The 21,457-nt window shown below is 74.2% G+C and carries 21 protein-coding genes and 1 other RNA gene; 10 read left to right on the top strand and 12 right to left on the bottom strand.

All coding sequences use genetic code 11. The features are described 5' to 3' along the window. Positions 1-9 precede the first annotated feature (9 nt). Complete coding sequence (locus ABZZ17_RS18875) at positions 10-963, top strand: helix-turn-helix domain-containing protein (RefSeq protein WP_356877385.1); 954 nt, start codon at positions 10-12, stop codon at positions 961-963. Positions 964-1,092: 129 nt separating this feature from the next. On the opposite strand, the gene ABZZ17_RS18870 is transcribed toward ABZZ17_RS18875, so the two are convergent. Both ABZZ17_RS18870 and ABZZ17_RS18865 read right to left on the bottom strand, forming a co-directional pair. Further along, on the bottom strand, positions 1,093-1,959 hold the full coding sequence (locus tag ABZZ17_RS18870) for a hypothetical protein (RefSeq protein ID WP_356877383.1): 867 nt from the start codon (positions 1,957-1,959) through the stop codon (positions 1,093-1,095). After that, entirely contained in the window at positions 1,956-2,702 is a 747-nt protein-coding gene (locus ABZZ17_RS18865) for a MerR family transcriptional regulator (RefSeq protein WP_356877381.1), read from the bottom strand. The genes ABZZ17_RS18870 and ABZZ17_RS18865 overlap by 4 nt, the downstream gene beginning before the upstream one ends. Before the next feature lie 77 nt (positions 2,703-2,779). Between ABZZ17_RS18865 and rnpB the strand changes: the two genes are divergently transcribed. After that, positions 2,780-3,190, top strand: an RNA gene (rnpB, locus tag ABZZ17_RS18860) — RNase P RNA component class A. 87 nt (positions 3,191-3,277) lie between these two features. Here rnpB and ABZZ17_RS18855 read toward each other — a convergent pair. The 3 genes from ABZZ17_RS18855 to ABZZ17_RS18845 are packed head-to-tail and all read right to left on the bottom strand — an operon-like array spanning position 3,278 to position 6,113. After that, on the bottom strand, positions 3,278-4,516 hold the full coding sequence (locus tag ABZZ17_RS18855) for a bifunctional RNase H/acid phosphatase (protein WP_356877379.1): 1,239 nt from the start codon (positions 4,514-4,516) through the stop codon (positions 3,278-3,280). Then, the gene (locus ABZZ17_RS18850; RefSeq protein WP_356877497.1) at positions 4,516-5,259 is read right to left on the bottom strand and encodes a C4-type zinc ribbon domain-containing protein; all 744 of its coding nucleotides are present in this window, start codon (positions 5,257-5,259) and stop codon (positions 4,516-4,518) included. Before ABZZ17_RS18850 ends, ABZZ17_RS18855 begins: the two co-directional genes overlap by 1 nt. Continuing rightward, complete coding sequence (locus ABZZ17_RS18845; RefSeq protein ID WP_356877377.1) at positions 5,256-6,113, bottom strand: Nif3-like dinuclear metal center hexameric protein; 858 nt, start codon at positions 6,111-6,113, stop codon at positions 5,256-5,258. Before ABZZ17_RS18845 ends, ABZZ17_RS18850 begins: the two co-directional genes overlap by 4 nt. A gap of 356 nt (positions 6,114-6,469) precedes the next feature. Between ABZZ17_RS18845 and ABZZ17_RS18840 the strand changes: the two genes are divergently transcribed. Further along, positions 6,470-7,546 (top strand): hypothetical protein, encoded by a 1,077-nt coding sequence (locus ABZZ17_RS18840; protein ID WP_356877375.1) that lies wholly within the window; start codon positions 6,470-6,472, stop codon positions 7,544-7,546. A 32-nt stretch (positions 7,547-7,578) separates the two neighbouring features. Then, complete coding sequence (locus ABZZ17_RS18835; protein WP_356877373.1) at positions 7,579-8,220, top strand: HAD family phosphatase; 642 nt, start codon at positions 7,579-7,581, stop codon at positions 8,218-8,220. A 71-nt stretch (positions 8,221-8,291) separates the two neighbouring features. Here ABZZ17_RS18835 and ABZZ17_RS18830 read toward each other — a convergent pair whose 3' ends face one another. The 3 genes from ABZZ17_RS18830 to ABZZ17_RS18820 are packed head-to-tail and all read right to left on the bottom strand — an operon-like array spanning position 8,292 to position 11,219. Further along, positions 8,292-9,233, bottom strand: coding sequence for a 3-oxoacyl-ACP reductase (locus ABZZ17_RS18830; protein ID WP_356877371.1), 942 nt, complete (start codon positions 9,231-9,233; stop codon positions 8,292-8,294). Positions 9,234-9,257: 24 nt separating this feature from the next. Continuing rightward, on the bottom strand, positions 9,258-10,334 hold the full coding sequence (locus tag ABZZ17_RS18825) for a Zn-dependent alcohol dehydrogenase (RefSeq protein ID WP_356877369.1): 1,077 nt from the start codon (positions 10,332-10,334) through the stop codon (positions 9,258-9,260). A 30-nt stretch (positions 10,335-10,364) separates the two neighbouring features. Further along, positions 10,365-11,219: a MaoC/PaaZ C-terminal domain-containing protein gene (locus ABZZ17_RS18820; RefSeq protein ID WP_356877367.1), complete on the bottom strand. Its 855-nt coding sequence runs from the start codon at positions 11,217-11,219 to the stop codon at positions 10,365-10,367. A gap of 271 nt (positions 11,220-11,490) precedes the next feature. Between ABZZ17_RS18820 and ABZZ17_RS18815 the strand changes: the two genes are divergently transcribed. Then, the gene (locus ABZZ17_RS18815; RefSeq protein WP_356877496.1) at positions 11,491-11,850 is read left to right on the top strand and encodes a DNA-binding response regulator; all 360 of its coding nucleotides are present in this window, start codon (positions 11,491-11,493) and stop codon (positions 11,848-11,850) included. Positions 11,851-11,885: 35 nt separating this feature from the next. On the opposite strand, the gene ABZZ17_RS18810 is transcribed toward ABZZ17_RS18815, so the two are convergent. The 3 genes from ABZZ17_RS18810 to ABZZ17_RS18800 form a co-directional block, all read right to left on the bottom strand. Further along, complete coding sequence (locus ABZZ17_RS18810) at positions 11,886-12,725, bottom strand: class II glutamine amidotransferase (protein ID WP_356877365.1); 840 nt, start codon at positions 12,723-12,725, stop codon at positions 11,886-11,888. 146 nt (positions 12,726-12,871) lie between these two features. After that, positions 12,872-14,056 carry a lipid-transfer protein gene (locus tag ABZZ17_RS18805; RefSeq protein ID WP_356877363.1) on the bottom strand — a complete coding sequence of 395 codons (1,185 nt, stop codon included), beginning with the start codon at positions 14,054-14,056 and terminating at the stop codon, positions 12,872-12,874. Positions 14,057-14,071: 15 nt separating this feature from the next. Then, entirely contained in the window at positions 14,072-16,213 is a 2,142-nt protein-coding gene (locus ABZZ17_RS18800) for an acyl-CoA dehydrogenase family protein (protein WP_356877361.1), read from the bottom strand. Between the two features lie 280 nt (positions 16,214-16,493). Between ABZZ17_RS18800 and ABZZ17_RS18795 the strand changes: the two genes are divergently transcribed. The 5 genes from ABZZ17_RS18795 to ABZZ17_RS18775 all read left to right on the top strand — a co-directional run bounded on the left by ABZZ17_RS18795 (position 16,494) and on the right by ABZZ17_RS18775 (position 20,879). Beyond that, complete coding sequence (locus ABZZ17_RS18795; protein WP_356877359.1) at positions 16,494-17,135, top strand: class I SAM-dependent methyltransferase; 642 nt, start codon at positions 16,494-16,496, stop codon at positions 17,133-17,135. A gap of 99 nt (positions 17,136-17,234) precedes the next feature. Continuing rightward, entirely contained in the window at positions 17,235-18,239 is a 1,005-nt protein-coding gene (locus ABZZ17_RS18790) for an N-acetylmuramoyl-L-alanine amidase (RefSeq protein WP_356877357.1), read from the top strand. A gap of 138 nt (positions 18,240-18,377) precedes the next feature. Further along, the gene (locus tag ABZZ17_RS18785) at positions 18,378-19,196 is read left to right on the top strand and encodes a DUF5336 domain-containing protein (RefSeq protein ID WP_356877355.1); all 819 of its coding nucleotides are present in this window, start codon (positions 18,378-18,380) and stop codon (positions 19,194-19,196) included. Positions 19,197-19,298: 102 nt separating this feature from the next. Further along, positions 19,299-20,309 carry an LLM class F420-dependent oxidoreductase gene (locus ABZZ17_RS18780; RefSeq protein WP_356877353.1) on the top strand — a complete coding sequence of 337 codons (1,011 nt, stop codon included), beginning with the start codon at positions 19,299-19,301 and terminating at the stop codon, positions 20,307-20,309. 117 nt (positions 20,310-20,426) lie between these two features. Continuing rightward, entirely contained in the window at positions 20,427-20,879 is a 453-nt protein-coding gene (locus tag ABZZ17_RS18775; RefSeq protein WP_356877351.1) for an IPT/TIG domain-containing protein, read from the top strand. Positions 20,880-20,894: 15 nt separating this feature from the next. Here the strand turns inward: ABZZ17_RS18775 and ABZZ17_RS18770 are convergent, their stop codons facing one another. Further along, positions 20,895-21,275 (bottom strand): hypothetical protein, encoded by a 381-nt coding sequence (locus ABZZ17_RS18770; protein ID WP_356877349.1) that lies wholly within the window; start codon positions 21,273-21,275, stop codon positions 20,895-20,897. Positions 21,276-21,457 lie beyond the last annotated feature (182 nt).

Below are 21,457 nucleotides of genomic sequence, written 5' to 3'. Positions count from 1 at the left end.
GGAACGCGGTTGGGCTTCCTCGACACGAAGGGCTTCCCCGACACGAAGGGCTTCCTCGACGCACCCACCAGACCGTCGCCCGCGGCGGCCCCCGCCGGGAGCCGGCGGCGGCCCGCCGCCGTCCTGCGCCCGCACGTCCTCAACTACACCGGCTTCCGGACCCGGTTCGAGGCGCCCCGGCGCCGGCTCGAACTGCCCACCGGCTGCGTCACCCTCGTCTTCACCTTCAGCGAGGGCCTGTGGGTCACCCGCACCGGCGAGCTGTCCACCGCCCGGCTGCGCCCCGCCGCCGTCTCCCGCGCCCTGGTCAGCGGGCCGCGCACGGTCCCCGCCCTCGGGGTCCACGCGGGCGCGGTGCACGGCCTGGAGGTGAACATGAGCCCCCTCGGCGCCTACCGGCTCTTCGGCATCCCGATGGTCCACTTCGAGGAGGCCCTCGTGGACCTCGCCGAGGTCCTCGGCCCGCAGGGCCGCCACCTGACCGAACGGCTCCAGGCCCTCGACGGCTGGCCCGAGCGCTTCGACCTCCTCGACTCCGTCTTCGCCGCCCGCCTCGACGGGGGCCCGGCCGTCACCCCCGAAGTACGCGGCGCCCTCGCCCGGCTGTGGACCGACGGCGGCTCGCTGGCCCGGGCCACCGAGGAGACCGGCTGGAGCCCCCGCCACCTGCGGGCCCGGTTCCGCGAACAGGTCGGCCTGCCGCCCAAGGCCGTCGCCCGCCTGTTCCGGCTCCAGCACGCCCTGCGCCGGCTCGCGGCCGGAGCCGCCCCCGCCCGGGTCGCGGCCGCCTGCGGCTACCACGACCAGGCCCACTTCGGCCGGGACGTGAAGGCCATGACCGGCCTGCCGCCCGCCCGGTTCGCGGCCCTGCGCGGCGGCCTGCCGCCGGGCTCGGCCCTGGACCGGGTGCCGGGCCGGATCACCAGCGTGCTGCTCCCGGGGGATCCGCTCTGGCGGCCGTGAGCGGGGTCGGGCTGGCGGCCGTGAGCGGGATCAGTGCCGTTTTTGACAAGACAGCGCCCCTCCGGCTTGCCACGCTCGGCCTACGGCTCCTCCTCCCCCCGGAGAGTCCCCACGCAGTGCGGCAGCCCGTCACGGGGGTGCGGGTTGCCGCAGTGCGGTGACCAGCGCGCGGGGGTCGTCGGCGTGGAAGCGGATCGTACGGGCCCGCGCGCGGGCGCCGAGCGGGCGGCGGAATTCCAGCGGGCGGTTCAGCTCCAGGGTCACCGAGGTCTGGCTCCCCACGATCAGGTCGAGCACGGCGTGCTCGTCGCCGTCGCCGTCGCCGTCGCCGTCGCCGTGGGACAGGGTGACCAGCCGGCCCTGCGGATAGCGCCGGTCGACCCGGACCGAGGCCACCGCGTCCGCCGGGACGGTGAGGTCGAACAGCGCCCCGTACCGGATCCGCAGCGACCCGTCGGCGCCCACCACGTGCGGCCGGACCACGCAGGCCGCGTGCAGGGCCAGCATCAGCAGCACCCCGTACACGTCCAGGACCAGCACCACCCGGTGCACGGCCGGCCAGGGGATGAGGAAGGCCAGCGCCACGGTCTCGACCACCGACACGAAGACCAGTCCGTACATCATCGCCGTCTGCGGCCCCGTGTACGCGGCGGCCGCGTCCCCCGGCCCGACCCCGTGCGGACGGCGCAGCACCCACCGGCCCAGCGAGGCGGCCGCACGCAGCTCGTGCAGCAGCAGGCGGCGTACGACGGCCGGCACCACGGCCCGCACCGCCTCCCGCCGCGCCCCGGCCCGGGTGGCCCCGCTCGCGCGGGCGGCCGCGTACAGGGCGCGCAGGACCCAGGCCTCCAGCAGCAGCACCCCGAGGACCAGCGCCTCGGCGGCGGCCGTCGCCCAGCCGGGCGGCCGGACCCCGGCCGCGAGGCACAGGACGAGGAGCAGCTCGCCCGGTATCACGGCGGCGACCGCGATCCGGGCCGCGCGGACGGCGCTCATCGCCGGCCACCCCCGTCCATGCGCCGGGTGAACGCCTCCATGACCCGGCGGACGACCTCGGCCTGCGCGGGGGCGTACTCGGCGAGCAGCGCCTCCTTGAACCCGTCCACCACCACCCCGTCGGTGGGGACGGCGGCGAACGCCTCCTCGGGGACGGCCGCCACCAGCGCGTCGGCGAGCGGCCCGATCCGCGGGTCGTCGACGGCGGCGTCGGCGAGGTCGTCGAGCCGCTCGTACAGTGCGAGGACCTCCGGGTCGGCGGCGAGCGGCCCGAGGGCCGCGTAGATCTCCTCGCCGCCGTTGCCCGTCGCGTCCAGCAGGAGCAGGTGCTCGCGGTCCTTGGCGGCGGCGGCCGAGTCCGTCGGCGGCGCCTGGGCCAGCAGCGCGGCGAGCGCGGGCGACACCGGTTCGCCCTCGCCCGGTCCGGCGGCGAGCAGCACCCCGAGCCGGCGCCGGCGTTCGGCCAGCTCGGCCTCCTGCCGGGCGAGGTCCGCGTCGAGTTCCGCCAGTACGTCGGCCAGCTCGCGCCCGGCGTCGTCCGCGAGCACGTCGCGCACCTCGTCGAGGCTCAGCCCGAGCTCCGTGAGCCGGCGCACGCGGGCCAGCAGCACGGCGTCGCGCACGGTGTAGACCCGGTATCCGTTGGGGCGCCGCTCCGGTTCCGGGAGCAGCCCGACATGGTGGTAGTGCCGGATCGCCCGGGTGGTGACCCCGACGAGCACGGCGATCTCTCCGATCCGCATGCCCCTCAGTAGAAACCCTGACGCTGCGGCAAGGTCAAGCCGCCACGGACAGCCGGTAGCATGGTCGGCACGACAGACGAGTCGGCCGGGCGGCCGCGTCGGGGTCCCAGGATCCCGCCGAGGAACGTCCGGGCTCCACAGGGCAGGGTGGTGGCTAACGGCCACCCGGGGTGACCCGCGGGACAGTGCCACAGAAAACAGACCGCCCGGGACTCCGGTCCCGGGTAAGGGTGAAACGGTGGTGTAAGAGACCACCAGCGCCTGAGGTGACTCAGGCGGCTAGGTAAACCCCACCCGGAGCAAGGTCAAGAGGGATCGGTCGTCTCCGGACGGCGGGTCCTGCGCGGACGATCGAGGGCTGCCCGCCCGATGTCCGCGGGTAGACCGCACGAGACCGGTGGCAACGCCGGTCCTAGATGGATGGCCGTCTCCCCGGCGACCGCGAGGTCTCCGGGCGACAGAACCCGGCGTACAGGCCGGCTCGTCTGCCGTACTCCTGCTCCGCGCCCGACGGCGCACGTACGAGAACCCCCGCCGGGACGGCGGGGGTTCTCGTCTTTCGCGGGGACCGGCGCTCAGCGCAGGTGCGCGGTGTCGTTCAGGAGGCGGACGGAGGCGTTGCCGTCGGCGTAGTAGGCCACCGCCGACAGGGAGGCCGCGGAGAGCTCCATCTTGAACAGCGCCTCCGGCGGGGCGCCCAGGGCGAGCCGGACCAGCGTCTTGACCGGGGTCACGTGCGTGACCAGCAGGACGGTACGGCCCGCGTGGGCCGACAGGAGCCGGTCGCGGGCGGCGGAGACCCGGCGGGTGACGGCCGCGAAGCTCTCGCCGCCGCCCGTGGGGGCCGCCTTCGGAGAGTCCAGCCACGCCTGGAGGTCGTCCGGGAACCGCTCCCGCACCTCGGCGAAGGTCAGCCCCTCCCAGGCGCCGAAGTCCGTCTCGCGCAGCCCTTCCTCGACCGTGACGGGGAGCCCGAGGCGGTCCGCGACGGCCTGCGCGGTTTCCCGGCAGCGGCGCAGGGGGGAGCTGACGACGGCCTGTACGGTGCCCCGCGCGGCCAGCGCGGCGGCGACGGCCTCGGCCTGGCGCCGGCCGGCCGGGGACAGCTCGGGGTCGGTGCCGCCGCTGCCGGAGAAGCGCTTCTGCGGGGTGAGGGCGGTCTCACCGTGCCGCAGCAGCACGAAGGTGGCGGGCGCCCCCATGTCGGGACCCCAGCCGGTCCCTGCGGCGGTCTTCGTGGACTCCGGCGCCGCGGCGGGTGCCGCGGCGTCGCGGGTGTTCGCGGCGCCGCCGGAGGCGACGGCCAGCGCCGCGCGGACGGCCGCCGCGCCCTTCACCGCGTCGCCGGGGGGCCCGGAGGGGGCGGTGAACACGGCGGTGGACGCGGAGGGCTCCCAGCGCTCGCCGCGCTTGCCCGCGTCCATCGCCTCGTTCGCGAGCCGGTCCGCGTGCTTGTTGCGCTCGCGCGGGATCCACTCGTAGGTGACCTGCGCGCGCGGCAGGACCTTCGCCGCTTCCGCGGCGAGGGGCTTCATGTCCGGGTGCTTGATCTTCCAGCGGCCGGACATCTGCTCCACGACCAGCTTGGAGTCCATCCGGACCCGGACCGTCGCGTCGGGCGCCAGTTCGGCCGCCGCCTTCAGGCCCGCGATGAGGCCCTTGTACTCGGCGACGTTGTTCGTCGCGACGCCGATGAACTCGGCGCGCTCGGCGAGCGTCTCACCGGTCGCCGGGTCCAGGACGACCGCGCCGTAGCCGGCGGGCCCCGGGTTCCCCCGGGATCCGCCGTCCGCCTCCACGACGAAACGCGGCATCAGATGCCCGAGTCCGCCGCACGGACCAGGATGCGGCCGCAGTTCTCGTGGCGGACGACCTGGTTGCGGGCCGCGGCCTTGATCTCGTTGACCTCGGCCATGTCGAGCTCCAGCCGGCAGCCCTCGCAGCGGCGCTGGTACAGGCGCGCGGCGCCGACCCCGCCCTGCTTGACGCGGATCTTCTCGTACAGGGCCATCAGGTCGGCCGGCATGGAGCCGACGATGACCTCGCGGTCCTTGGCGATGCGGGCGGCCTCGTCGTCGAGCTCGCCGGTGGCGGCGTCGCGGCGCGCGGTGGCGTCGGTCAGCTTCGTCTCCAGGGCGGCGACGCGCTCGGTCAGGCCGGTGACGCGCTCCTGCGCGGCCTCCAGGCGCTCCATGACCTCCAGGACGACGTCCTCCAGGTCACCCTGCCGCTTGGCGAGGGAGACGACCTCGCTCTGGAGGTTGGCCAGGTCGCGGGCCGAGATGCCGACGCCGGTGTCGAGGCGCTGCTGGTCGCGGGCGGCCCGCTGGCGCACCTGGTCGACGTCCTGCTCCGCCTTGGTCTGCTCGCGGGCGGCGTCGCTGGCCTGGGTCTGCGCGGCGACGAGCAGGTCGCGCTGCTGGCTGAGGTCCTTGGTCAGGGAGTCGACCTCGGCGTGCTCGGGCAGCGACTTGCGCTTGTGGGCGAGCTGAGACAGCCGCACGTCCAGGGCCTGGACGTCGAGAAGTCGGATCTGGTCGGCGGGCTCGGCGTTCAGTTGGGGGCTCCTGTGTGAGAAGGGGGTGTGACGGACGGCGCGTGCGCCGTCCAGGGGTCGGTGACCGCGCGCGAGACGTGGGTCCGCAGACCCCATCCGTGGCGCTCGGAAATCGCGTCGAGCTGGGCGGCGGCCTGCTCGCACCAGGGCCACTCGGTGGCCCAGTGGGCGGCGTCGACGAGCGCGAGCGGGCTCTGCTCGCGGGCCTCGGACACCGGGTGGTGGCGCAGGTCCGCGGTGAGGAAGGCGTCCACGCCGGCGGCGCGGACCTGTGCGAAGAGGCTGTCGCCGGAGCCGCCGCTGACCGCGACGGTACGGATGACGGCGTCGGGGTCGCCGGCCGTGCGGATGCCCTGCGCGGTGTGCGGCAGCCGGGCGGCGGCGCGGGCGGCGAACTCGCGCAGGGTCTCGGGGTGGTCCAGCTCGCAGATCCGGCCGAGACCGCGGCGGCCCGCCGGGTCGGTGGGATCGGGCACGAGCGGGCCGGTGATGCGCAGGTCGAGCGCGCCGGCGAGGGCGTCGGACACGCCGGGGTCGGCGGTGTCGGCGTTGGTGTGGGCCACGTGCAGCGCGATGTCGTTCTTGATCAGCGTGTGCACGACACGGCCCTTGAAGGTGCCCGCCTCGACGGTCGTGGTCCCGCGCAGGTAGAGGGGGTGGTGGGTGACGATCAGGTCGGCGCCCAGCTTCAGCGCCTCGTCGGCGATCTCCTGGACCGGGTCCACGGCGAACAGCACGCGGGACACCTCGGCGTCGGGGTCGCCGCAGACGGTGCCGACGGCGTCCCACTGCTCGGCCCGCGAGGGGGGCCAGAGAGCGTCCAGCGCGGCGATGACTTCAGAGAGACGGGGCACAGGCCAAGGCTACCGCCCCTTTTTTGGGGGCTCCTTCGTCTCCGGGGCGTCCGCGGCCCGGCCCACGGGTCGCCGCGTCCTCGAAAACGCCCGTTCCTCGTGTCCCCTCGGGGCGTTCGGGCCGGTTCCCCGGGCTGCTCGGCTCGGGGTCTCGTCCGAGGATCGCGCCGATGGAAGGGGCGGCCGCGTGGACCCGACCGCGCCGGTACCCCAAACGCCCCGATATGCAACAGCACAATCAGGACGTCTTCCACCGGCGAATCGGCGGGTGGCCACCCGTACGTGTGAAGCCTGCTGCGTCGTGTGGTTCGGCAGGGGCTACGTAACTAGCTTCCTCGGCGGAGGTGACGGCCCGGATGACTGTCTGCGCCATCGAGATCACGAGGACCGACCCGTTCACGATCACCGCCGACGGCGCCTACGCCGCACGGCTGGCCGGTGAGGGGGAGGCGCGCTACCCGGAGCGCTGGACGCTGGCCGGGCCGGAGCCGTACGCGGTGCCGTTGCCGCTCGCGCAGCCCGAGGAGGCCGACAGCGAGGTGCAGCCGCTGGCCGACGGACGGGTGCTGATCCACCGCCGGGTGGCCGACCGGCACGTGTTCGCCCTGCTGTACCCGACGGGCGCCGCGGCGGGCCCCCGTACCGGGGAGCTCGTCCTGGGCTCGCTGGCCGCGCGGCCGGGCCTGCGGGTCACCCTGCTGCCCCCCTCCCCCGACGGGGCCGCCGCCTACGCGCTGGCCGTGGGCCCCGAGGACAGCACCGTATGGCAGGTGGCCGGAAACCGTCCCGGACCGCAGCGGGTCTCCCACGTACCGGGCCGCTGCTCGGGCGGCGTGTGGCTGGACCGGACGGGGCGGCTGCTGGCGCTGGACCGCGAGCTGGACGGCCGCACCAAGGCCGTCGCCGTGGACCTGGGCGGCGGCGGGGTCAGCCCGCTGCTCCAGATCTCCGAGGACAGTGACGACCGGCTGCTGCTGGCGGCCCCGGACAGCGGGCTGTTGGTGATCCGCTCGGACGCCCCGGGCGAACCGCGCCTCGGCTGGGGGGTGCTGGGCAGTGCCCGCCCGGTCCGCTTCCCGGAGTGCCTGCGGCTGGAGGGCGGGGCGACCCCGTTCGCGGTCCAGCCCGGCCAGGCGCTGATGCCGGAGACCTGCGGGGTGGCGCTGCGCGTGGGTGAGGCCGGCCTCGCGCTGTGGCGCCCGGCCGACCGGCACGTGTTCCGGCTCGGCGCCCCGGCGGGCTGGCTGGGGGGCACGGGCCTGTGGACGCCGGAGGGCCGCCTGCGGCTCCCGTACGCCGTCCCGGAGGTCCCCTGCGGCGTCATGAGCCTGAGCCAGCCCGTGGCCCCGCCCCCGCCGGTCCGGCTGGACCCCGCGCCGGCCCCGGCCCCGGCCCCCCGGCCCGTACCGCTCCAGCAGGCACCCCTGCACTGAGCGGGGCTGCCGGGGCGTGGTAGGCAGGGACGGTGACGATCTCCGAAGACAGCGGTACGGCCCGGCCCTTCGACGCGGTGCTGTGCGACATCGACAACGTGATCCGCTTCTACGACACCACGCGCCTGACCGAGCTGGAACACCGTGCGGGGCTGCCGGAGGGCACCACGTGGAAGGTGGCGTTCGCACCGGAACGGGACGGGCCGCTGATGGTCGGCCGGATCACCACGGACCAGTGGGTGGAGTCCGTCACCGAGGCGATGGCCGACGGGCACGGCCTGTCCGCGGAGCGGGCGCGGGAGCTGGCCACGGCCATGGCCAAGGCCCCGTTCTCGGCGGACGGGGCGGTGCTCAGCGCCCTGGGGGAGGCCCGGGCGGCGGGGCTCGCGCTGGTCCTGGTCACCAACGCGACCCTGGACCTGGAGGACGACCTGGAGACGATGGGCCTGTCCGGTTTCGCCGACCACGTCGTCAGCAGCGCCCGGGTGGGGGTGGCCAAGCCGGACCGGGAGATCTACGAGATCGCGGTCGAGCGGGCGGGGACCGCGCCGGGCCGGTGCCTGTTCGTGGACGACCGGCGGGAGAACGTGGAGGCGGCCGAGGCGCTCGGCATGACCGGTGTGCACTACCGGGGCCCGGCCGACCTGCGGAGCGCCCTCGCGTTCCTGAACTGACCGAGCACGCGCCGGGGCGGCGGCCCGGGGGTCCCCGCCCCGGGCCGCCGCCCCGTCTCCCTCCGTGGCGGTCAGTCGTGCTTGAGGCCCAGGACCTCCGTCGCGGCGAAGGTCTCGTTCGCCGGGCGGGAGTCGTAGTGCGGGGTGAGGACCTCGTCGAGCTCCTCGAAGGAGAAGGCCTCCTTGGTGGTGTCGAACTTGGCCGCCACCCTGGGCCGGTCCATCACGGCCACGATCCCGCCGTGCACCACGAACAGCTGCCCGTTGGCCTTCGCCGAGGCGGGCGAGGCCAGGTAGCCGACGAGCGGGGAGACGTGCTCGGGGGCGAGCGCGTCGAGTTTGCCCTCCTCCGGGACCTGGAAGCCGGCGAAGACGTCCTCGGTCATCCGGGTGCGGGCGCGCGGGCAGATGGCGTTGGCCGTGACCCCGTACTTGGCGAGGGCCAGGGCGGTCGAGGTGGTCAGACCCACGATGCCGCCCTTGGCCGCCGCGTAGTTCGGCTGGCCGGCCGAACCGCCGAGGAAGGCCTCGGAGGAGGTGTTGACGATCCGTCCGTAGACCGGGCCGCCCGCCGCCTTGGACCGCTCCCGCCAGTGCGCCGAGGCGAAGTGCGTGGTGTTGAAGTGGCCCTTGAGGTGGACGCGGATCACCGAGTCCCACTCCTCCTCCGACATCGAGAAGACCATCCGGTCGCGCAGGATGCCCGCGTTGTTGACCAGGACGTCCAGTTTGCCGAAGCGGGACACCGCCAGCTCCACGAGCTCCCGCGCCTGCTCGAAGTCGGCCACGTCGCCCAGGTGCGCCACCGCCTGTCCGCCGGCGGCCCGGATCTCCTCGGCCACCTCCTCCGCCGGGGCGGCGGAGGCCTCGCCGGAGCCGTCGCGGCCGCTCTGCCCGAAGTCGTTGACGACCACGCTCGCGCCCAGCCGGGCGAGTTCGACCGCCTCGGCCCGGCCGAGTCCGCGGCCGGCGCCGGTGACGATGGCGGAGAGTCCCTCAAGTGGCAGTGACATCCGTACGGTTCCTCTCGAAACGGGTCAGAGTTCGATGCAGGTGCGCAGGGCCACGCCGGTGCGCATCTGGTCGAGGGCGTCGTTGATCTCGGCGAGCTGCACCCGGTGGGTGATCAGTCCCTCCAGGTCCACCCGGCCGGCCCGCCAGAGCGCGATGGTGCGTTCGTAGGAGCGCAGGACGTCGCCGCCGCCGTACATCGAGGGCAGGATCTTCTTCTCGTCGAAGAACAGCGAGAACATGTCGATCTGGAAGGTGTCGTCGAGTGCGCCCGCGCCGACGATGACGACGCTGCCGCCGCGCCGGGTCATCTTGTACGCGGTCTGCGCGGTGGCGGACTTGCCGACGACCTCGAAGACGTAGTCGAAGCCCTCGCCGCCGGTGATGCGGTTCTTGGCGTCGTCGAAGGCGTCCGGGGCGACCGCCTCCGTCGCCCCGAAGCGCAGCGCCGCCGCGCGCCGGGACTCCACCGGGTCGACGGCGACGACCTGCGCGGCGCCCTGCACCTTGGCGCCCTGGATGACGGAGATGCCGACGCCGCCGCAGCCGATGACGGCGACCGAGGAGCCGGCCTCCACCTTGGCGGTGTTGATGGCCGCGCCGAGGCCGGTGGTGACGCCGCAGCCGATGAGGGCGGCGATGTCGAAGGGCACGTCGTCGGGGATCGGTACCGCGCACTTGGCGTCGACGACGAGTTCCTCGGCGAAGGTGCCGGTCGCCGCGAAGCCGAAGATGTCCCCGCCCGCCCGGCGGAAGTTGGGGGTGCCCGCGTTGACCAGGCTCTCCAGGCAGAGGTGGCCCTGGCCGCGCTTGCAGGAGGGACAGTGTCCGCACGGCGGCAGCCAGCAGACCAGGACCCGGTCGCCCTGCTTCAGGTGGGTGACCCCGTCGCCGACGTCGGCGATCACCCCGGAGCCCTCGTGGCCGGGGACGAAGGGGGCGGGCTGGGGCAGGACGCCGCTCATCGCGGAGAGGTCGGAGTGGCACAGGCCGGTGGCCTTGATGCGGATCCTCACCTTGCCGGGACCGAGGCCCACGGCCTCCATGTCGTCGACGACCTCCAGCTTGTCCTGGCCGATCTCGCTCTGCAGTGCTGCGCGCACGGTGCGGCTCCTTCTGTCGGTCTGACTGCGTTACGCGTGTTCGACGACGGTGTCGGCGAGGACCGGCGCGTCGTCCCGTTCGACGGCGGTCACGGCGACCAGGACGCGGCCGGGCTCCTGCCACGTCCGGATGCGCAGCGTCTCGCCGGGGAAGACGATCCCGGCGAAGCGGGTGCGGTAGGCGCGGACCCGGGACACGTCGCCGCCGAGGACGGTGTCGACGACGGCCTTGAGGGTCATCCCGTACGAGCACAGGCCGTGCAGGATCGGCCGGTCGAAGCCCGCCAGTTTGGCGAACTCGGGGTCGGCGTGCAGGGGGTTCCAGTCGCCGGAGAGCCGGTAGAGCAGCGCCTGGTCCTCCCGGACGTGCCGCTCCTCGACCCGGTCGGGGGCCCGCTCGGGCAGTTCGGAGCGCACGGAGGGGCCGCGCTCCCCGCCGAACCCGCCCTCGCCGCGCACGAAGAGCTGCGCGTCGCTGGTCCACAGCGGGCCGTCGGCGTCCGCGACCTCGGAGCGCAGCACGATCACGGCCGCCTTCCCCTTGTCGTAGAGGGCGGCGACCTTGGAGGTGGAGGTGGCCCGGCCCTTGACGGGGATCGGGCGGTGCAGCTCGATGGAGTGGCCGCCGTGCAGGACGGAGGCGAGGTTCACGTCGATCCCGGGGGCGGCGAGGCCCCCGAGCATGGCCATGCCGGCGCCGGCGACGGTCGCGAAGCTGGGGAGCACGTGGAGCCTGGACTCCAGGGTGTAGCGCAGTTCGTCCGGGTCGGTGGCCGGGAGGCCGGCGCCGAGGCCGAGGTGGTAGAGCTGGATGTCCTTGTGGTCCCAGCCGATGTCCCCCTGGCGGGGTTCGGCGGCGAGGGCCCTGGCGGCATCGATCGGCATGAGGCTGCTGCTCCCTGTCGTTGGAAACCGAGGCCGTCGGGGCCCTTGGAAGACCTCGGTGCGGCCGTCCGCACCGTCGGCCGCACCGAGGTCGTATGCGGGACCGGCCCCGCGAGACGCGTTCTAGAACGCGTTCTAGGACCGGTGAGGGAATGTATAACGCACGCCCCAGCAGTTGGGAAGACTCCTGACTTCACGTCAGATGCTCTTTCCCCCAGGCGTGTTGCGGTTGCGGACCGGGGCCTGGACTTACGCTTCCGGGGTGGACGAAATGCCCTCCGCGCACCGCCCCGCCCGCTCCCTGCGCGTGCTGCTGCACCCGGCGAACCCGGCCCTGGCCGTGCACCTCGGACTCCAGCCGGACATCGAGGTCGTACGGGACCTGACGGCCCGCCCGGCGGTGGCCCTGGTCGAGGACGCGGCCGCCGTCACCGAACTGCTCGCGGACGATCCGGAATGCCGGGTCCTGGTGCTGACCGGCTCGGCCCGGCCGGGACTGCTGGACGCGGTCCTCGCGGCGGGCGCGGCCGGGCTGGTCCTGCGCGACGGTCCGGTCGAGGACCTGGCGGACGCCCTGCGGCGCGCCTCGCGCGGCGAGACGGTGATCGACCCGGCGCTGGCCGGGCCGTAGCCCGGTACGTACTACGCCGGCGCGCGGGTTGCGTACTACGCCGGCACGGGGGTGAAGGGGAACAGCGCATCCGCCCCGGGCCGCACGAGGCCGTAGCTGCTCTCCGGCACCTCGTTCCAGGCGCCGGGCAGGTCCCCGAGCGGCTCGGACACGACGAGCCGGGTCTCGTCGGAGACGTCCTGGAGGAAGGTCACGTCGGGGTGCAGCCGGCGCAGCGTGTCGACCCGGCTGCTGTAGAACAGCGACCGGGACGTGTGCGCGCTGGAATAGCGGAACGCCCACACGCTGACGCCGTCGGTGATGGCGAGCGTCATCTGCAGCGGGGACTCCACGCCGTGGGCGCGGCCGGCCCGTTCCACCACGCCCGCCATCCTGGCGACGGCGGCGGGCGGGTCCTCCTCCAGCCCGAAGGTGAGGGCCAGGTAGAACATCACCTCGGAGTCGGTCGTCCCCTCGATCTCGGCGAACAGCTCCGGGTCGACGAGCAGGCACAGCTCGCGGCGCATGAGGTGGAACCCGGTGATGGCCCCGTTGTGCATGAACATCCAGCGTCCGTGCCGGAACGGGTGCGAGTTCGTCTGCTGCACGGCCGAGCCGGTCGACGCCCGGATGTGCGCGAAGAAGAGCGGGGAACGCACGTGGTCCGCGATCTCCCGGAGGTTGCGGTTGTTCCACGCGGGGCCGATGTCACGCAGTACGGCCGGGGTGTCGGTCTCCTCCGTTTCCGTGTACCACCCGACGCCGAAGCCGTCACCGTTCGTCGTCTCCACACCCAGCTTCGAGTGCAGGCTCTGATCGATCAGCGAGTGCGCGGGTTTGTACAGGATGGTGTCGAGCAACATCGGCGTTCCGGAATACGCGAGCCATCGGCACATGCGCCATCACCTGTAGTCCCTGGAGCCCCCTGGAACCCCGGAACCGCCCCGTCCGTCACCCGGTGCGGGCACCACCCCGGGGTGTGGTCCGGCCCTCCCATTCTCGGCCCCCTCCCCGGGGCGCGCCACGCGGGCGCCGGAAGCGCCTACCTCCGCAGCAGGGTCACCACCGCGGCTCCGCCCAGCCCGATGTTGTGGGCCAGGCCCACGCCCGCGCCGGGGACCTGGCGGGCGCCGGCCTCGCCGCGCAGCTGCCACACCAGTTCCGCCGCCTGCGCGAGGCCCGTCGCCCCCAGCGGGTGGCCCTTGGAGATCAGGCCGCCCGAGGGGTTGACCACCCAGCGTCCGCCGTAGGTGGTGGCGCCGCTCTCGACGAGCTTGCCGGAGGCCCCGTCCGCGCACATGCCGAGCGCCTCGTACGTCAGGAGTTCGTTGACGGAGAAGCAGTCGTGCAGCTCGATCACGTCGACGTCCTCGATGCCGAGCCCCGAGGCCCCGTACACCTGGCGGGCCGCCGCGGCCGTCATGGGCTTGCCGACGACGTCGATGCACGAGCCGCCGAAGCTGGCCCCGGTGTCCGTGGTCATCGCCTGCGCGGCGATCTCCACCGCCTTGTCGTGGAGGCCGTGCCGGACGACGAAGCGTTCCGACACCACCAGCGCGGCGGCCGCCCCGTCCGAGGTCGGCGAGCACTGGAGCTTGGTCAGGGGCTTGTGGATCTCCTTCGCCGCGAGGACCTCCTCGACCGTGTACACGTCCTGGAACTGCGCGTTCGGGTTGTTCGCGGAGTGCCGGTGGTTCTTCGCGCCGACCGCCGCGAGCTGTTCGGGCGTGGTCCCGTACCGCTCCATGTGCTCGCGGGCCGCGTTCCCGAAGATCTGCGCGGTGGGCGGGGACATCTCGAAGCCGTGCGCGGCGGCCATGATCCCGTAGTGCCGGGCCACCGGGGACGTCTTGAAGTCCCCGCCGTCGGCGCCGCCGCCGAGCGCGCCGCGCTTCATCTTCTCGAAGCCGAGCGCGAGGACGCAGTCGCTGATCCCGCCCTCCACGAACTGCCGCGCCATCATCAGCGCCGTCGAGCCCGTCGCACAGTTGTTGTTGACGTTGTAGACCGGGACCCCGCTCAGCCCCAGCTCGTACACCGCCCGCTGGCCGGCGGTGGAGGCCTGGAAGCAGTAGCCGACGGCCACCTGCTCCACCAGCCCGTACTCCACGCCCGCGTCCGCGAGCGCGGCCGTCCCGGCCTCCTCGGCCATGTCCCAGTACTGCCAGTCCCGCGATTCCGGCTTCTCGAACTTCGTCATGCCGACACCCACGATGTACGACTTCATGTCCGTGCAGTCCCTTCAGTCCCTGGGGAGGCCGAGAATCCGCTCGGCGACGACGTTGAGCTGGACCTGGGTGGTGCCGCCGGCGATGGTCAGGCAGCGGGACATGAGCATCCCGTGCACCGCCCGCTCCCCCGCCCCCTCCCGTACGGCGCCCGCCGGTCCCAGCAGTTCGAGCGCGAGCTCGGCGGTCCGCTGCTGGTGCGGGGTCTGGAGGAGTTTGCGTACGGAGGCACCCGCGCCCGGCTCCAGTCCGGACACCTGCTGGAGGGTGGTCCGCAGTGCGATGCAGGCCAGCGCGTGCGCCTCGGCGGCCAGCGCGCCGATCCGCGCCCGGCAGGCCCCGTCGAGGGCGGCGGAGCGGGCGATCAGCGCTTCGAGGCCGGTGTCGAAGGTCATCTGGTCGGCCATGTGGACGCGTTCGTTGCCCAGGGTGTTGCGGGCGACCTTCCAGCCACCGTCGGCCGCGCCGACCAGGGCGTCCGCGGGGAGTTCGGCGTCGTCGAACCAGACCTCGTTGAAGAGGGCCTCGCCGGTGATCTCCTTCAGCGGGCGGACGTCGATGCCGGGGGTGTTGCGCATGTCGACGACGAAGTAGCCGAGGCCCTTGTGCTTCGGCGCGTCCGGGTCGGTGCGGGCCAGCAGGATCCCGTAGTCGGCGGTGTGCGCGGAACTCGTCCACACCTTCTGCCCGTTGATCCGCCACGTGCCGCTTCCGGTCCGTTCCGCCCGGGTCCGCAGCGAGGCCAGGTCGGAGCCGGCCTCCGGCTCGGAGAAGAGCTGGCACCAGGTCGCGTCGCCGCGCAGGGTCGGCAGGACGTACGCCTCACGCTGCGCGTCGGTGCCGTAGGCGAGCAGCGAGGGCACGACCCAGGTGGCGATCCCGAGGTCGGCGAGGCGGACCCCGGCCTCCCGCAGTTCCTGCTGGACGACGAGCTGCTGGACCGGCCCGGCGCCGAGCCCGTACGGCGGCGGCAGGTAGGGGGCCGCGTACCCGGTGGGTGCCAGGACCCGGCGGGCGGCGGCCGGGTCGAGACCGCGCACGTCCTCGATGACGGCGCGGGCGGCCGCCCGGTGGGTCTCGGCGCTCGCCGGCAGTTCCAGGCGCAGTTCGCGCCGGGCGCCGGCGGCGGCGGAGCGCACGGCGCGGACCCGGTGCCCGTCGCCGGATCCGAGGAGCTGGCGGGCGACGAGCGCCCGGCGCAGGTAGACGTGGGCGTCGTGCTCCCAGGTGAAGCCGATGCCGCCGAGGACCTGGATGCAGTCCTTGGCGCAGGAGTAGGCGGCGTCGAGGGCGGTTCCGGCGGCGAGGGCCGCGACGAGGGTGCGCACCTCGGGGTCGGCGTCGGGTTCGGCCGCACAGTTCGCGGCGTCCCAGGCGAGGGCGCGGGCCTGCTCCAGGCGGACCAGCATGTCGGCGCACAGGTGCTTGACGCCCTGGAAGCGTCCGATGGGCCGCCCGAACTGTTCGCGGACCTTCGCGTACCCGGCGGCGGTGTGCACGGCCCAGGCGGCGGTGCCGCAGGCGTCGGCGGCGAAGAGGGCGCAGGCCAGGTCCCGGACCAGGGCGGCGTCCAGGTCCAGCAGCCGGCCGGGCGGCACGACGGTCCCGCGTGCCCGCACCTCGGCGGTGGGGCGGGTCGGGTCCGCGCTCTCGTGGGTGCGGACGTCCAGCGCGGCGGCGTCCACGGCGAACCAGACGCTGCCGTGGGCGGTCTCGGCGGCCAGGACGACGAGGTCGGCCTCCCCGGCTCCGAGCACGGGCGGCGCGGCCCCCTCCAGCAGGTACCCGCCGCCTTCGACGGCGACGGCCGTGAGGCTGCCGGGCCCGAGGGCGACCGCCCCGACCCGGCCGTCGAGCGGTTCGGCCCCGGCCCGGTCCAGGAGTACGGAGGCCAGCGCGCTCGGCAGGAACGCCCCGGGCAGCGCCGCCCGGGCGGCCTCCTCCACCACGACGGCCAGGTCCAGCAGCGTCCCGCCCTCCAGGTGCGGCGCCAGCAGCCCGGCCTCGGCCAGCCCGTCCCAGTAGGCGGGCCGCACCCCGGTCCGCGGCGGGGTGTCGAGGAGCTTGCGCACCTCCTCGGGCGGCACGGCCCGCGCCACCCAGCCGCGCACGGCTTCGGCCAACTCCCGCTGTTCCCCAGTGATTCCGATGCCCATGCGCGGCAGACTAGAACACGTTCCAATCTGACGGAAGGTCAGATACGCGTGTTGTTGGACGCCCCGCCACCGCGACGCGCGACCCAGGGGCGCGGGAGACCCGCGCCGGTCTCCGGCGGACGCTGGAGGAGGAACGGCGGGCGGAACGCGGCGCCGGCCCGGGCCGGCCCTTCGGACGCCGAGGGAGGACGGCCGGGACGGCAGGCCCCCCGCCCGTGGTGTCCTACCAGCGGGTAGGGCAGCATGGGCCGCCACTCATCCGCAGCTCAGGAGGAACGACATGGCCAGCCCCAAGCCGGAGACCCTCGCCGCCTTCGAGGCCGCCAAGGGCTTCATGCCCCTCGGCGAGGGCCTCGCCCTGTACGAGGCCGCGACCGCGGCGGCGGCGCTGGGCCTGCCGCTCCTGGAGGTCGGCACGTACTGCGGGCGCTCCACGATCCTGCTCGCCGACGCCGCCCGCGAGGCCGGGGTGACCGCGATCACCGTCGACCACCACCGGGGCAGCGAGGAGCAGCAGCCGGGCTGGGAGTACCACGACCCGACGGTGGTGGACCCGGAGGTCGGGCTGATGGACACCCTGCCCACCTTCCGCCGCACCCTGCACCAGGCCGGCCTGGAGGACCACGTCCTCGCGATCGTCGGCCGCTCCCCGCGGGCCGCCGCGGCCTGGGGCGGCCCGCTGGGCCTCGTCTTCGTCGACGGCGGCCACACCGACGAGCACGCCACCGCCGACTACGAGGGCTGGGCCCCGCACCTCGCCGTGGGCGGTCTCCTCGTCATCCACGACGTGTTCCCGGACCCGGCCGACGGCGGACAGGCCCCGTACCGGATCTACCTGCGCGCCCTGGCCTCGGGGGCCTTCGAGGAGACCTCCGTCACGGACTCCCTGCGCGTCCTGCGCCGCACCGGAACCGGCATCTAGGCCGCCGCGCCCCCGGGGCCTCCTGTCCGATAAGCGCACCGCGCCCTCGAATGGCCCACGCTCCCTCCGTGGGGCGTCCGGGCGTTCTAGCATCGCGAGGTGCGCTACGACAACAGCCCCCCGTCCCCCGAGTCCGGCTCCTCGATCAGCCCGGACCGGCCCTGGTACACGCGTCGCTCCACCCTCGCGGTCGCGGCGGCGGTGCTCGCGCCGACCTGCCTGGCCGGCTGGGTACTGACCCACGCGCTCGCGGGGGCGGGGCCCGGCGAGCCGCAGGCCCGTGTGGCGCCGCTGCCCGCCTCGCACTCCGCCCACGCGGACGCCGACGGGAAGTCCAGCGCCTCCCCGAGCGCCCCGGCCTCCCCCCTGGCCTCCGCCTCCGCGTCCGCCTCGGCGTCCGCGAGTACTCCCGCGGCCGCCCCGAACCCCCTCGCGGGCCGGACCGTGGTCATCGACCCGGGCCACAACACGGGCAACTTCCAGCACTCCCGCGAGATCAACCGCCAGGTCGACATCGGCACCAACCGCAAGGAGTGCGACACGACCGGCACCACCACCAACTCCGGCTACATGGAAGCCGAGTTCACGATGGACGTGTCCCGCAGGCTGCGGACCGTCCTGGAGGCACGCGGGCTGAAGGTGGTCTTCACCCACGAGGCCGGGCCGGAACGCCCGTGGGGCCCCTGCATCGACGAACGGGCCCGCATCGGCAACGGGGCCAAGGCCGACGCGGTCGTCTCGGTCCACGCCGACGGCGTCTCCGAGGGCAGCCGCGGCTACCACGTCATCCTCCCCGCCAAGGTCAAGGGCGGATCCGCGGACACCGCGAAGATCGTCGGGCCGTCCCGTCAGCTCGGCGAACGCATCGCGAGCAACTTCGCCCGGACCACCGGTTCGGGCCCCGCGAACTACCTCGGATCCGGTACCGGTTTGGTCGTCCGCGACGATCTGGGCGGACTGAACCTCTCAACACAGCCCAAGGTGTTCATCGAATGCGGCAACATGCGTGACGCCAAGGACGCCGCACTGCTCACGAATCCGCAGTGGCGACAGAAGGCAGCGCAGGGCATCGCCGACGGCATCGTCGGCTTCCTCGGCGGGTAGTCCCATCAGGGCGGCCCGCCGCCCCGGTCAGCCCGGTCACGGAAAACCTCCGTACCATGGTGCCGCCCGCCCCGCTCCAGCCCTGATCTGCGACCGCGGCACCACGAGACGACCGAGACCGAGAAGGACACCTGAGACGTGAACATCCGCTCCCTCACTCGAGGCGACGGCGTGGTGATCGGAGCAGCGGTGCTGCTGTTCATCGCTTCGTTCCTCGATTTCTACTCCGCCACCGGCCTGGACCTCCCGAGCGTGTGGGACACCGACGTCTACCGGCTGGCGCTGCCCTCCATCTTCCTGACCGGCTTCATCGCCGCGGGTCTGCTGGTGGCCGGCCGCTTCCTGCCCGAGGGCCGCAAGCTCGCCGGCCTGCCGCTGTCGGCGTGGGGAACCGTCCTGGCCGTCGCGGCGGCCTGGTCCGCGCTGTGGTCCCTGATCACCAGCCCGGACGGCGCCGACCTGGGCGCCGGCTGCATCATCGCGTTCCTCGCGACCCTGGCCCTGGCCGGCGTCGCGATCGCCGGTTCGAAGATCCCCGCCCTGGCCGGGAAGCTCGTACCGGAGCCCCGTCCCGCCGCCGTCCCGCCGTACGGCGGCCAGCCGCAGCCCGGCGCCGGCTACGGCTACCCGGGCGGGCAGCAGCCCCAGCCCTACGGCAACACCCCGCAGCCCGTCCCGCCCTACGGCGGCGGCCAGACCCCGGCGCCCGGCCCGCAGGACCACGCCGCCCAGCAGCCGGCCCCCGCCCCGGCGGCGGACTTCACGCCGTTCTGGTTCGCGGTGCCGGTGGCCCGTCCCCTCTACGGTGAGGACGGCTCCCCCGCCCCGATCGCCGAGCTCGCGCCCGGCACCTGGTACCTGGCCGTCGACCAGCGCGGCCCGGCCACGCTGATCGCGCAGACCCAGGACGGCCGCCGCGGCGTCCTCAACGACACCTCCGGCATCCAGCGCGGCTGAGCCCTCCGCACGGACAGCCTCACGGCCCCCCGCCCTTCCGGGCGGGGGGCCGTTGCCCTACAGTCACCTGACGCATCGTCAGACACTGCTGAGGGGACGTCCATGCGCCTCGGACTCGCACTCGGGTACTGGGGCCGCGGGCCCGGACCCGGCCACCTCGACCTCGCCGTCGAAGCCGAACGCCTCGGCTACGACTCCGTGTGGACCGCCGAAGCCTGGGGCTCCGACGCCTTCACCCCCCTCACCTGGATCGCCGCGCACACCTCCCGGATCCGCCTCGGCACCGCGATCGCGCAGATGGCCGCCCGCACCCCCACCGCCACCGCCATGCACGCCCTCACCCTGGACCACCTCTCCGGCGGCCGGATGATGCTGGGCCTCGGACTGTCCGGCCCCCAGGTCGTCGAGGGCTGGTACGGCCGCCCGTTCCCGTCGAGCCCGCTCACCGCCACCCGCGAGTACGTCGACGTCATCCGCCAGGTGCTGCGCCGCGAGGCCCCCGTCGCCGTCGACGGCCGCTTCCACAGCCACCCGTACCGCGGCGCGGACGGCACCGGCCTCGGAAAACCCCTGAAGCCCATCACCCACCCGCTGCGCGCGGACCTCCCGCTGCTGCTGGGCGCCGAGGGCCCCAAGAACATCGCCCAGACCACCCGGATCGCCGACGGCTGGCTGCCGCTCTACTGGTCGCCCACCCGCACCGACGTCTACCAGGGCTCCCTCGGCGACCTCCCCGAACAGTTCATGATCGCGCCGATGGCCCGGGCCCGGGTCTGCGAGGACGTCGCCGAGGGACTGCTGCCGGTCAAGGCCATGCTCGGCTTCTACATCGGCGGCATGGGCCACGCGGCCCGCAACTTCCACGCCGACCTCATGGCGCGCATGGGCTACGAGGAGGAGGCCCGGCGCATCCAGGAACTGTTCCTGGCCGGGCGCAAGGAAGAGGCGGTGCTGGCCGTCCCGGACGCCTTCGCCGACGAGATCTCCCTCGTCGGCCCCCGCGAGCGGATCGCGGAACGTCTGGAGCTGTGGCGCAAGGGCCCCGTCACCGACCTGCTCGTCACCGCCCCGGACCCGCACACCCTGCGGGTCCTGGCGGAGCTCAACAGCTGACGCCGAACAGCCGGAAGGGGCGACACGGGCGGGTTTGTCCTGGATTCGGGGTCCGCGAGCTCCCCATGATGGGGCGGGCCCCGCTCCGGGGCCGCTCCTCCGCCGGAAGGCCCCGTCGTGACGCGTACGCTCCGCCGGGCGGCGATCCTCCTCGCCGCCGTCTCCCTCTTCGCCCTCGCCCCGGCCCGGGCGGCCCCGCCCGCCGCAGCCGCCGGGGACGGACCCGCCGGCTGCCCGGCGGCCCCCGGGACCCGCCATCCCGGCCCCCCGGACACCGGGACGCCGCAGGGTCAGCTGGTCTCGGTCACCCCGGACATCGGCCCGCGCAGCGGAGGCACCACCGTCTCCCTCGCGGGCAGCGGCCTCACCGGCCACACCCGGGTCGTCTTCGGGACCCTGGACGCCGACGGCTGCTTCACCGGGGTCGACGCCACGGCCGTCGCCGTGATCGGCGACAGCCTCATCCTGGCGATCACCCCGGCCTGGCCCACCGCCGCGCAGGTCCTCGTGGCCGCCGCCACCCCGGACGGCCGCCTCACCAACCCGCTGCCCTTCACGTACGGGGACTGAGCACCGTCCCCGCGCCTACTCGGGGACGACCTCCAGCAGTTCCCGCACGTCCAGCGGCATGACGGCGATCTCGATCTCCCCGCCGTCCGCGAGGGCGCAGGCCACGATCCGCGAGCCGGGGTTGATGGAGATCCCCTCCCGCACCGTGGGCACCCGCACGCCGGTGGAGCGGGCCCCCGACAGCTCCACGGCCCCGCCCCGCCGGGGCTCCCAGCGGGACCCGCCGCCCCCGCCCGCGTACACCCGGCCCGAGCGCCAGCGGCCCTCACCGGCCGGGTACCGGGCCATGCACGGGATGCCGTCCGGGCTCCCTGCGGCCTGCCGCTCACGGTGCTTGCGGCGGACGAGCCAGCCGGTTCCGGCGGCCACCACGGCCAACACCAAGAATTCGATCACGTGACCCATTGAAACAGCCGGAACGGCGCGGGCGGGCCGGACGGCGGCCCACCGGCCCCGTCCGGCCCGCCCGTCCGGGTTCCGGCACTAGGCACTGTCTTCAAAGGGTTCTGATGGGGGATCATGTGCCGCATGGTGCGTCGTCATGAACTGTCGGATCTGGAGTGGGAAGCGTTGTCCGC

It is taken from the genome of Streptomyces sp. NPDC006512, assembly GCF_040611935.1.
Classification (GTDB): Bacteria; Actinomycetota; Actinomycetes; order Streptomycetales; family Streptomycetaceae; genus Streptomyces.
The sequence above is the reverse complement of the archived record's forward strand: the minus strand, read 5'-3'. Positions and strand labels throughout refer to the sequence as shown.